At 67.9% G+C, this 10469-nt stretch carries 14 protein-coding genes; 11 read left to right on the forward strand and 3 right to left on the reverse strand.

All coding sequences use genetic code 11. The features are described from left to right. On the reverse strand, positions 1-253 hold a 253-nt coding region (locus F9K34_RS13510; protein ID WP_291337496.1), incomplete at its 3' end, for an anhydro-N-acetylmuramic acid kinase. Positions 254-317: 64 nt separating this feature from the next. Here F9K34_RS13510 and tyrS point away from each other — a divergent pair. From tyrS to F9K34_RS13535, 5 genes are all read left to right on the forward strand, one after another. After that, a complete protein-coding gene (gene tyrS / locus F9K34_RS13515; protein WP_291337509.1) occupies positions 318-1568 on the forward strand; it encodes a tyrosine--tRNA ligase in 1251 nt (416 codons plus the stop codon). Between the two features lie 47 nt (positions 1569-1615). Continuing rightward, on the forward strand, positions 1616-2281 hold the full coding sequence (locus tag F9K34_RS13520; RefSeq protein WP_291337497.1) for an SOS response-associated peptidase: 666 nt from the start codon (positions 1616-1618) through the stop codon (positions 2279-2281). Positions 2282-2465: 184 nt separating this feature from the next. Beyond that, entirely contained in the window at positions 2466-2885 is a 420-nt protein-coding gene (locus tag F9K34_RS13525; RefSeq protein WP_291337498.1) for a hypothetical protein, read from the forward strand. Positions 2886-2899: 14 nt separating this feature from the next. After that, the gene (locus F9K34_RS13530; RefSeq protein ID WP_291337499.1) at positions 2900-3412 is read left to right on the forward strand and encodes a cupredoxin domain-containing protein; all 513 of its coding nucleotides are present in this window, start codon (positions 2900-2902) and stop codon (positions 3410-3412) included. Next, positions 3409-4110 carry an RNA polymerase sigma factor gene (locus F9K34_RS13535; RefSeq protein ID WP_291337500.1) on the forward strand — a complete coding sequence of 234 codons (702 nt, stop codon included), beginning with the start codon at positions 3409-3411 and terminating at the stop codon, positions 4108-4110. Before F9K34_RS13530 ends, F9K34_RS13535 begins: the two co-directional genes overlap by 4 nt. A 64-nt stretch (positions 4111-4174) precedes the next feature. On the opposite strand, the gene F9K34_RS13540 is transcribed toward F9K34_RS13535, so the two are convergent. Then, entirely contained in the window at positions 4175-4786 is a 612-nt protein-coding gene (locus F9K34_RS13540) for a peptidylprolyl isomerase (protein ID WP_291337501.1), read from the reverse strand. Further along, complete coding sequence (locus F9K34_RS13545) at positions 4779-5285, reverse strand: peptidylprolyl isomerase (RefSeq protein WP_291337502.1); 507 nt, start codon at positions 5283-5285, stop codon at positions 4779-4781. The genes F9K34_RS13540 and F9K34_RS13545 overlap by 8 nt, the downstream gene beginning before the upstream one ends. Before the next feature lie 149 nt (positions 5286-5434). On the opposite strand from F9K34_RS13545, the gene F9K34_RS13550 reads away from it, so the two are divergent. From F9K34_RS13550 to F9K34_RS13575, 6 genes are all read left to right on the forward strand, one after another. Further along, complete coding sequence (locus F9K34_RS13550) at positions 5435-6625, forward strand: phosphoglycerate kinase (protein WP_291337503.1); 1191 nt, start codon at positions 5435-5437, stop codon at positions 6623-6625. A gap of 136 nt (positions 6626-6761) precedes the next feature. Continuing rightward, positions 6762-7535, forward strand: coding sequence for an SDR family NAD(P)-dependent oxidoreductase (locus F9K34_RS13555; protein WP_291337504.1), 774 nt, complete (start codon positions 6762-6764; stop codon positions 7533-7535). Positions 7536-7687: 152 nt separating this feature from the next. Beyond that, positions 7688-8581: a fructose bisphosphate aldolase gene (locus F9K34_RS13560; protein ID WP_291337505.1), complete on the forward strand. Its 894-nt coding sequence runs from the start codon at positions 7688-7690 to the stop codon at positions 8579-8581. A gap of 115 nt (positions 8582-8696) precedes the next feature. Further along, positions 8697-8999, forward strand: coding sequence for an FtsB family cell division protein (locus F9K34_RS13565; protein WP_436405747.1), 303 nt, complete (start codon positions 8697-8699; stop codon positions 8997-8999). 201 nt (positions 9000-9200) lie between these two features. Further along, positions 9201-10190, forward strand: coding sequence for a pyruvate dehydrogenase (acetyl-transferring) E1 component subunit alpha (pdhA, locus tag F9K34_RS13570; RefSeq protein WP_291337507.1), 990 nt, complete (start codon positions 9201-9203; stop codon positions 10188-10190). Positions 10191-10204: 14 nt separating this feature from the next. Next, a partial coding sequence (locus tag F9K34_RS13575) for a biotin/lipoyl-containing protein (RefSeq protein ID WP_291337508.1) occupies positions 10205-10469 on the forward strand: 265 nt, incomplete at its 3' end.

Below are 10469 nucleotides of genomic sequence, written 5' to 3' on the forward strand. Positions count from 1 at the left end.
CCATCAGGGTGGCATGGGCCGTCTCGACCACTTCGGCCGCCTCGGCCACCCCGGCCTCCCCCGGCCAGCGCCCGAGCGCGGCGCGGACCGCCTCCCGCTCCGCCTCCGTGTAGGGGCGATAGGCGGTCGCGCCAAAGGCGAAGATCCGTTCGCCATCGGTCCGCACCAGGGCTGCGTCCACCCCGTCGAGCGATGTCCCCGACATCGTGCCGAGCGCCCAGACCGGCCCATCCCCTGGCACCGCCTTCAACATGCCCTTCCCCTTGGCTTGCCGCGCCGATATACGGGCGTTCAATCGCAGAATGGACGATCCGGCAATGACCTACCATCCGAAATCCGACTTCATGCGCGTGATGATGGAGCGCGGTTTCCTCGCCGACTGCACCGACTATCAGGGGCTGGACGAGGCTTTGGCGAAGGGCGTGGTGCCGGCCTACATCGGCTATGACGCGACGGCGGCCTCGCTGCATGTCGGGCACCTGATGAACATCATGGTGCTGCGCTGGCTGCAGAAATGCGGCCACAAGCCGATCACGCTGATGGGCGGGGGCACGACGAAGGTGGGCGATCCCTCGTTCCGCGCCGAGGAGCGGCCGCTGCTCACGCCGGAAGCGATCGACGCCAACATCGCCAGCATGAAGGAGGTCTTCGCCCGCTACCTTGCCTATGGCGAGGGCGCGACCGATGCCCTGATGCTGAACAACGCCGAATGGCTAGACGGGCTCAACTACCTCGACTTCCTGCGCGACATCGGCCGGCACTTCAGCGTCAACCGGATGCTGAGCTTCGAGAGCGTCAAGTCGCGGCTCGACCGCGAGCAGTCGCTGTCCTTCCTCGAATTCAACTACATGATCCTGCAGGCCTACGACTTCCTCGAGCTCAACCGCCGCTACGGCTGCCTGTTGCAGATGGGGGGCTCCGACCAGTGGGGCAACATCGTCAACGGGATCGACCTGACGCGGCGGGTTCTCGACCGGGAGATCTACGGGCTGACGACTCCGCTGCTGACCACCTCGGACGGGCGCAAGATGGGCAAGTCGGCCTCGGGCGCCGTCTGGCTCAGGGCCGACATGCTGTCGCCCTACGAGTTCTGGCAGTTCTGGCGCAACACGACGGACGCCGACGTGGGGCGGTTCCTGAAGATCTTCACCGAGTTGCCTGTCGAGGAATGCGACCGGCTGGGCGCACTTGAGGGGGCGGAGATCAACGCCGCGAAGGTGACGCTCGCCAATCTCGCCACCGCGCTCCTGCACGGCGAGGAAGCCGCCGTCGCCGCCGAGGCCACCGCCCGCGAGGTCTTCGAGCGCGGCGGCGTCGGCGACGACCTGCCGACGCTGCACCTCACCGTCGCCGAGCTTCGCGAGGGGATCAGCATCGCCCAGCTCTTCGTGCGCTCGGGCCTCGCCAAGTCGGGCAAGGACGCAAAGCGGCTCATCGCCGAGGGCGGAGCACGGGTGAACGACGACCTCGTCACCGACGCCGGCCTCCTCTTCGGCGCGGGCGAGCTTGTGGAGCCGGTGAAGCTGACGGCGGGCAGGAAGCGCCACGCACTCGTCGTTCTGGGCTGAGGCGGCGGGGCGTTTCCTTCGCCGGGACGCCGCACTAGGCTCGGCCCATGTGCGGGCGATTCATGATCGGCGACGAGAACTGGGCCAACTACCACGGGGCGCTCTCGATCCTTCGCGGCGCGACGACGCGGGTGCGCTACAACATCAAGCCCACCGAGACCATCGCCCTCGCGGCCCGGACGCCCGAGGGGCTCGTCGCCGCCAGCGCCCGCTGGTGGCTCATCCCCGGGTTCTTCCGGGGCGAGGCATCGGAGTGGAAGGCCACCACCTTCAACGCCCGGATCGAGACGGCGGCGGAGAAGCCCATCTTCCGCGCGGCCTGGAAGCACGGCCGCTGCGTCGTCCCCGCCTCGGGCTATTACGAATGGACCGGGGAAAAGGGGCGCAAGCAGCCCTGGTTCATCACCGTGGAGCAGAACATCCCGGTGTTCCTCTTCGCCGGCCTCTGCGCGGCGCGGCCCGACGGCAGCCTGACCGCCGCGATCCTGACACGGGAGGCGGACCCGCAGATCGCGCATCTGCATCCCAGGATGCCGATCATCCTGACGGAGGCCGAGATCGCACCCTGGCTTGAGCAGGAAACGGGCGACGTGGAGACCATCGCCACGCTCGGCACCGGCTGGACCGGGCGCTACGCGGTCAGGCGGGTGCGCCCCTTCGGCATCGCCGACGACGGGCCGCAGTTGATCGAGCCGGACGGCTTCGACCTCTGAGTGGCGGAAAGCCTCCCGGAGGGACATAGCGGCGTCCCGTCCGTCGCGGCCAAGGCGCCGCGGCCGTCCCCGCGATCGCATCCTCCATCCGAATGATCCGGTCGCGGGAACATTTTCGGTTCTGCCGCATCCAAGGATACGGGCGCCACGAACAGGCGCCGGGATGATGAGGAAAGGACGAGACATGGAACGGACCCTTATTGCGGCCACGGCGCTTCTGATCGCGACGGCTGCGGTTTCCACCGCGCAGGAGGCAAACGCGCCGGAGCAGGCCCCACCGGGCGATCCCTTCGTCCAAGTCAGCGACGCCCTGCCTCTGCCCGAGTTCATCCCGGGCCTCGGAACGCTCTTCGTCGACCCCGCCACCCTGCCGGCGGGCCCGTTCCTTGCCTATGACCATGACGGCAAGCTTTCCGCGACGGTCTACATGACGCCGCTGGAAGAGCTTCAGAACGGGACGGCCTACGACGACCTCGCCACGGCGTCGGACACGGTCACCGGTGTCGACATCTACTACAACGCGGGCCATCCCGGCGTGGACAAGCCGCACGCCCACGTCGTGCTCTTCCACGACCCGGACGCCAAGGCGCGGCTGGCGAAATGACAGCGTCTCGGCGTTTGGTTCTGACCCTCGGGGGTGGCGCGCTCGCCACCCTCACGATGGCGGCCCGGATCGGGGCCGCCGCCGTCGAGGTGATCGAGATGCGGGGAACCGAGCGCGGAGATCGCGTCTGGTTCGCGCCGCGCGGACTTGCCGTCGCGACCGGAACGACGCTCCGCTTCGTCAACCTGGACAAGGGGAACAGCCATACCGCGACCGCCTACCACCCCGCGCTCTTCGATCGGCGGCGGCGTATCCCGGCGGGCGCGCAGCCCTGGGACAGCGATTTCCTGTTGCCTGACGAAAGCTTCGAGGTCACGCTTACGGCACCGGGGGTATATGACTACTACTGCCTGCCGCACGAGATGGCGGGCATGGCGGGGCGGATCGTCGTCGGCGATCCGGCCGATCCCGGCTGGGAGGACGCGAGCAGCGACACGGAGGACGTGTCCCCGGAGGTCCTCGCCTCCCTGCCCTCGGCCGAGGACATCCTCGCCCGGGGGAGGATCGGAACGGAGTTGGACGGATGACGGCGCAGTCACGGGCCCGAGACACCTACCGCGCGCAGCCGGACACCCCGGAAGCCGACCTTGTCGCCGGGGCGCGGGCGGGCAGCGAGGCCGCGGTGCGCGAACTGATCCGCCGGCTGAACCCGCGGCTTTTCCGGATCGCCCGCGGAATCGCGGACAGCGACGCAGAAGCCGAGGAGATCGTGCAGGAGACCTACCTGACGGCCTTCACGCGCCTCGGTGATTTCCACGGCACAGCCGCCTTCGCCACCTGGATCACGCGGATCGCGATCAACACCGCCCTGATGCGCCGACGCGGCCGCCCCTCCGTGCAGGACTACGACACCGTGACCGAGACCGAGACACCGCAGATCCTTGCCTTCCCCGGCCTCAGGTTGGAGATGCCCGAGACGGCCCTGGCGCGGGCACAGATCCGGGGCCTTCTGGAACAGGCCGTTGCGGAGCTTCCGCCGGACCTGCGCCTGCCGTTCGTCCTGCACGCGGTCGAGGGCATGAGCGTGCTTGCGATCGCGCGCGACCTGTCGCTGAACCCGGTCACGGTGCGGACGCGCGTGTTTCGTGCCCGCCGTCGCCTGCGCGTCACGCTGGAACGGCATGTCCGGGGCGGGTTCGAGGCGATCTTTCCCTTCGACGGGGCACGCTGTGCCGCCATGGCGGACCGTGTCGTCGCCGCTCTGGGCAGACTGCGCGAGCGCTGATCTGGTCGCGGCGCGCGGGCGGTCGCAGGGCGGCCCTTCGGGGCCGCCCCTTACGTCCCGGGAGCTACTCGACCGTCACCGACACCATGCGGTCGGGGTTTTCGACCGCGCCGTTGAGGTCGGGGCTGCCCTTCTTGATCGCGTCCACGACCTCCATGCCGGAAATGACATGGCCGACGACCGTGTACTCGCCGTTCAGGAACTCGCCCGGCGCATACATGATGAAGAACTGCGAGTTGGCGCTGTTCGGATTGGCGGAACGCGCCATGCCGACGACACCGCGCTGGAACGAAAGGTCCGAGAATTCGGCCGGGATGTTCGCAAGGTCCGACTTGCCGGTGCCGGCCATCGAGAGGTCTTCGCCCCACTTGCCGTATTTCACGTCGCCGGTCTGGGCCATGAACCCGTCGATGACCCGGTGGAAGACGACGTTGTCATAGGCGCCGGTCCGGGCAAGCTCGGTGATCTGGGCGACGTGCTTGGGCGCCACGTCCGGCAGCAGGTCGATCACGACCGTGCCGTTGGCCGCCTCGCCGGCCACCGTGATCACCAGATTCGGCCCCGGCCCGTCCTCGGCCGCCATGGCTCGGTTGCTGCTCGTGTACATGAATGCCGCAACGCCGAGGGCCGCCAGACCCGCGAGCATCGAGCCGACGAAGATGCGCGTGTCAGACATCGGCCGCCACCTTCACGGAAATCATGCGGTCGGGCGATTCCGGCGGCTCGCCGCGCTGGATCCGGTCCACGTGCTCCATCCCCGAAACCACCCGGCCGTAGACCGTGTACTGCCCGTTCAGGAAGTGGTTGTCCTTGAAATTGATGAAGAACTGGCTGTTGGCCGAGTTGGGGTTCTGCGACCGCGCGGCGCCGAGCGTGCCCCTGTCATGCGGCAGGCGCGAGAACTCCGCCGGCAGGTCCGGCAGGTCCGATCCGCCGGTGCCGGCGCGGCGCGGGTTCCAGCCGTCCTCCATGTTCGCATGTTCCACGTCGCCGGTCTGGGCCATGAAGCCGTCGATCACGCGGTGGAAGGCCACGTTGTCGTACTTGCCCGCGCGCGCGAGGGCCTTCATCCGTTCGGAATGCTTGGGCGCCACGTCGGGCAGGAGCTCGATCACCACCTCGCCGTCCTTCAGCGTCATGATGATCGTGTTTTCCGGGTCCTTGATCTCTGCCATGGTGGTCTCCTTCGATGTCGGGGGGAACCTAGTCGCCCCGGGCGCCCCTGAAAAGGGCAAAGCGTCGCAAGAATCCGGGATCGCCTAGGCTTGGCCCGAAGCGACGGGTAGATTTGCGGAAAACCGCCGGGACGGAAGGATTCGCGCAAATGGCCTGGAAAACGATCGACGACATGGAGATGGCGGACAAGACGGTGCTGGTCCGCGTCGACATCAACGTGCCGGTCGAGGCCGGCCATGTCACCGACGCGACCCGCATCGAGAAGATCGTGCCCACCATCCGGGACATCCAGGGCCGGGGCGGCAAACCCGTGCTGCTGGCGCATTTCGGACGCCCGAAGGGCCAGGTCGTGCCGGAGATGAGCCTGCGCGTCACCTTGCCGGCACTGGAAGCGGCACTCGGCCAGAAGGTCGCCTTCGCCGAGGACTGCATCGGCGCCCCGGCGAAGAAGGCGGTGGCGGCAATGGGCCCGGGCGATGTCCTCCTTCTCGAGAACACGCGCTTTCACGCCGGCGAGGAAAAGAACGACCCGGCGATGGCGGCGGCGCTGGCGGCGCTCGGCCAGGTCTATGTCAATGACGCCTTCTCGGCCGCGCACAGGGCGCATGCCTCGACCGAATGCATCGCGCATCTGATGCCCTCCTGTGCCGGACGGTTGATGGAGGCGGAGCTCAAGGCGCTGAACGCCGCCCTGGGCGAGCCGGAGCGGCCGGTCGTCGCCGTCGTCGGCGGCGCCAAGGTCTCGACCAAGCTCGACCTGCTCGGCAACCTCGTGGAGAAGGTCGATCACCTCGTCATCGGCGGCGGCATGGCCAACACCTTCCTGGTCGCCAGGGGAATCGAGGTGGGCGTCTCGCTCGCCGAGCGGGACATGGCCGACACGGCGCGCGCGATCCTGGAGAAGGCGAAGAAGACAGGCTGCTCGATCGAACTCCCGGTCGATGTGGTGGTGGCCCGGGAATTCAAGGCGGGTGCGGCGAACCAGACCGTTGCGGCCGACGCCTGCCCGGCCGACGCAATGATCCTCGACGCCGGGCCGGAGACGGTCGACCTGATCGCCGAGGTCTTCGCGCGCTGCCGCACGCTGATCTGGAACGGCCCGCTCGGCGCCTTCGAGATCGAGCCCTTCGACGCCGCGACCAACGCCGCGGCACGGAAGGCAGCGGAATTGACGCGCGGCGGGCGGCTCGTCTCGGTCGCCGGCGGCGGCGACACGGTCGCGGCGCTGAACAAGGCGGGCGTGGCTGGCGACTTCAGCTACATCTCCACGGCCGGGGGCGCCTTCCTCGAATGGATGGAGGGCAAGGTCCTGCCGGGGGTCGCCGCGCTCGGCGCCTGAACCGCCGCCACGCCGTCCTCAAATCGGGCGGTCGCGCCCATCGCGGCAATGGCCTCCCCGGTTTTGCCGCAATTCTGCGTCACGAAGCGCCCCGGGGCCGCCGCGTCGGGCGGCTGCAACCGGAAGGGGGGAGAGCATGGCCGCCAAGTGGACGCTGATCACCGGCGCATCGGAGGGTTTCGGCGTCGAGTTCGCCAGGATTGCCGCGGCCGAGGGTCGCGACCTGATCCTCGTCGCGCGGCAGGCGGCGAAGATGGAGCGGCTGGCCGAGGAGCTTCGGGCAAGGCACAAGATCGCGGTGGAAGTCTGGCCTGCCGACCTGCGTGAGCCGGACGCGGTGGAGGCGCTCTGGCGCAAGGCGGCCCTGAGGCGGCACATCGAGATCGTCGTGAACAACGCGGGCCTTGGCGCCAACGGGCCCTTCGCCGGGCAGGGCTTCGACCGGGAGATGGCCTCCGTCATGGTCAACGTCACAGCCCTGACCATCCTGACCAAGCGCGCCGTCGCGCATATGCTGCAGCAGGGCGGCGGCCGCATTCTCAACGTCGGCTCGACGGCGGGGTTCATGCCGGGGCCGAACATGGCTGTCTATCACGCGACCAAGGCCTATGTTCTCGCGCTCGGCGAAGCGGTCGCCGAGGAACTGCGCGGAACGCCCGTCACCGTCACCACGCTCTGCCCCGGCGCGACCGCCACGAATTTCGCCAGGGATGCCGGCATGGAGGGGATCAGGCTCTTCACCGCGCTGAGGCCCGCCCGCGCGGCCCCGGTCGCGCGCGCGGGCTGGCGGGCCATGAAGGCGGGGCGGCGCGTGAAGGTCACCGGCCTGCACAACTGGCTCTTCTCCATCGGGCCGCGCTTCGTGCCGCGCGCCGTCGTGCCGCGGATCGCGGCGGTCTTTCTGAAATAGCGTCACCCGCCCTTCCCTGCGGGAAGGATTGTTTCCGGGCTGCCGCTGCCCGCGGAGCGTTAGCGCCACCACGTTTGCATGGAACGTGCCGCTCGCCTAGAAGCAGGCAACGGGCCCGGGGTCCGAATGCGGCGACGTGAGCGGAGGTCATCATGACACGGCAGAAACAGGCGGATCAGATGCGCAGCGGCAAGGGCTTCATCGCCGCGCTCGACCAGAGCGGCGGCTCGACCCCCAAGGCGCTGAAGCTCTACGGCATCGGCGCCGAAGCCTGGAAGTCCGACGAGGAGATGTACGGTCTCATCCACCAGATGCGGGCACGCATCGCCACCTCGCCCGCCTTCGACGGCAAGCGCGTCATCGGTGCGATCCTCTTCGAGAAGACCATGGACAGCGAGATCGGCGGCAAGCCCTCGGCGCAGTTCCTCTGGCAGGACCGCGGCGTGGTCCCCTTCCTGAAGATCGACAAGGGTCTGGAGGAGGAAAGGGACGGCGTGCGGCTGATGAAACCGATGCCGGGGCTCGACGATCTGCTGAAACGCGCGGTGGCGAAGGGCATCTTCGGCACCAAGGAGCGCTCGGTCATCGACGCGGCGAACCGCAAGGGCATCGCGGCGAACGTCGCCCAGCAGTTCGACGTCGCCCGCCAGGTGCTGGCGCATGGGCTGGTGCCGATCATCGAGCCGGAAGTCACCATCTCCATTCCCGACAAGGCGGAGGCGGAGGCGATCCTCCTCGCCGAAATCCAGCAGAACCTCGAGACGCTGCCCGCGGGCACCGAAGTCATGCTGAAGCTGACGCTGCCGTCCAGGGCAAACCTCTACAAGCCACTCGTCGATCACCCGAAGGTGATGCGGGTGGTGGCGCTGTCGGGCGGGTATTCGCGCGACGAGGCGAACGCGATGCTGGCGAAGAACGCGGGCGTCATCGCCAGTTTCTCGCGCGCGCTGACCGAGGGGCTTTCGGCGCAACAGACGGACGCCGAGTTCACCGCGGCGCTCGATGCCGCGATCCAGTCGATCTACGACGCCTCGGTCGCGGGCTGACACGCGCGGAACAGGAAAAATCATGCGGAGGGGATTCCCTTCGCATCCGGGCTGTGGCATCGTCCGCGGGAACCCGCCCGACAGAGGCGGTGCGATGAGGCGCGGGACAGCAGAGATGGGCGGACCCCGGAAACGGCCAGCAGTCGGAGCGGCGCTTGCCAGCATGGCGGCCGCCTGCGTCGGCTTCTATTTCACCTTCGCGGCGGTTCAGGGCAACTTCGGCGTCTTCCGCCGGGTCCAGGCCACGGCCGAGAAGGAGACGCTTCTGGCCGAGCACGCACGGCTGGCCGCCGAGGTCGCGCGGATGGAGAATCTCACCCGCCGGCTGTCGGATACCTATCTCGACCTCGATCTGCTCGACGAGCGTGCCCGCAACGTCCTCGGCCTCGTCCGGGCGGACGAAATCGTCGTCCACTGACCAAGGCCGCGCCGGGCACGTGCGGCCTGTCGGGCATCGCCCATCCCAGAGAAAGCACATGACGCGCGCGCCAAACACGCCCATGATGGCGGGGCGGATCGAAGATCTTCCGTTGCGTCAAATACATCTCGCAACCCGAACGCAATGCGGGTATAAGTAGTTTAACATTGAACTATCTCTTGCCAATGGGAGGGCGCAGGAATGGCAGCGCGCAAGGCCACCGCGAAATCAAACACTTCGAAGGAAGACCTGCTCACCTACTATCGCGACATGCTGCTCATCCGCCGATTCGAGGAGAAGGCGGGCCAACTCTACGGCATGGGCCTGATCGGCGGTTTCTGTCATCTCTACATCGGCCAGGAGGCGGTCGTCGTGGGGCTGGAGGCCGCCGCCGAGGAGGGCGACAAGCGGATCACCTCCTACCGCGACCACGGCCACATGCTGGCCTGCGGGATGGACCCCAAGGGCGTGATGGCCGAGCTGACCGGGCGCGAGGGCGGCCTTTCCAAGGGCAAGGGCGGCTCCATGCACATGTTCTCGAAGGAGAAGCATTTCTATGGCGGCCACGGGATCGTCGGCGCGCAGGTGCCGCTGGGTGCGGGTCTGGCCTTCGCCGACAAGTACAAGGGCAACGGTCGCGTCACCTTCGCCTATTTCGGCGACGGGGCGGCGAACCAGGGCCAGGTCTACGAGACCTTCAACATGGCGGCGCTGTGGAGGCTGCCGGTGGTCTTCGTGATCGAGAACAACCAGTACGCGATGGGCACCGCGCAGAAGCGGTCGACCTCGACGCCGGAACTGCATACGCGCGGGCTGGCCTTCGGCATCGCCGGCGAGACGGTGGACGGCATGGACGTGCTGGCGGTGAAGGCTGCCGGCGAAAAGGCGGTCGCCGCCTGCCGCGCGGGCAACGGCCCCTACATCCTCGAGGTGATGACCTACCGCTACCGCGGGCATTCGATGTCGGACCCGGCGAAATACCGCACCCGCGAGGAAGTGCAGAAGATGCGCGACGAACGCGACGCCATCGAGCATGTGCGCGAACTGCTGATCCAGGGCAAGCACGCGACCGAGGACGACCTGAAGGCCATCGACAAGGACATCAAGGCCATCGTCAACGAGGCGGCCGAATTTTCCAAGGAAAGCCCGGAGCCCGCGCTCTCGGAGCTTTGGACCGACATCTACGCGTAAGGGGGGACTGACGCATGGCTACCGAAATTCTGATGCCCGCCCTGTCGCCGACGATGGAGGAGGGAAAGCTGGCGAAATGGCTGGTCAAGGAGGGCGACAAGGTCACCTCCGGCCAGATCATCGCCGAGATCGAGACCGACAAGGCCACGATGGAATTCGAGGCGGTCGACGAGGGGACGGTCGGCCGCATCCTGGTGGCCGAGGGAAGCGAGGGGGTGAAGGTGAACACGCCGATCGCGGTACTGGTGGAAGAGGGCGAAAGCGCCCCGGCCGCGGCAC

The organism is Albidovulum sp., assembly GCF_008933605.1.
Classification (GTDB): domain Bacteria; phylum Pseudomonadota; class Alphaproteobacteria; order Rhodobacterales; family Rhodobacteraceae; genus Albidovulum.